Raw genomic sequence first — 660 nt, forward strand, 5'->3', positions numbered from 1 at the left:
CTTGCGCGGTGGTCAGCGCGACGATCTGGCTGGTGGTCAGGCCGAACACGGCGGCGGTGCTCAGCGCGGCGATCTGGTTGGTCGACAGCGCGGCAACCTGTGCCGTGGCCAGGCCCACCAGTTGCGCACTACGCAGCACGGCCACGTTGGCGGTGGTCAAACCGGACAGGTCGGCCGTTTCGATGGCGCCGATGGCGTTGCTGGTCAGCGCGGCAACCTGCGCCGAACCCATGCTGCTCAGCTGGGCCGAGGTCAGCGCGACAACCTGGTTGGTGGTCAGCGCGGCGATGCCGGCGGTGTTCAGTGCGGCCAGCGAAGCGGTGGCCAGGGTGTTGACCTGGGTCGTACCCAGCGCCGCCACTTGTGCCGAGCTCAGGACGGCGATGGCGGCCGTCTTGATGGCCGACAGGTCGGCCGTTTCCAGCGCGGCGACCGAATCAGTCGACAGCGCGGCCACTTGCGCGGTGCTCAGCGCGGCAGCTTCGGTGGTGGTCAGGGCGACGACTTGATTGGTGGTCAGCGCCTTGACTTGATTGACGCTCAGGGCGGCGATCGCGTCCGACTTCAGTGCTGCGAAGTCGGCCGTTTCCAGCGCGGCGATGGCGTTGGTGCTCAGGCCCGCCACTTGGGCGGTGCTCAGCGTGCTCGCTTGCGCGGTGG

The 660-nt window shown here is 68.6% G+C and carries 1 pseudogene; it reads right to left on the bottom strand.

The window, feature by feature from the left end:
- Positions 1 to 660: pseudogene (locus tag D0T21_RS31510) on the bottom strand (heme utilization protein); the annotation flags it as partial.

Source organism: Duganella sp. BJB476, assembly GCF_003416895.1.
Taxonomy (GTDB): domain Bacteria; phylum Pseudomonadota; class Gammaproteobacteria; order Burkholderiales; family Burkholderiaceae_D; genus Rugamonas.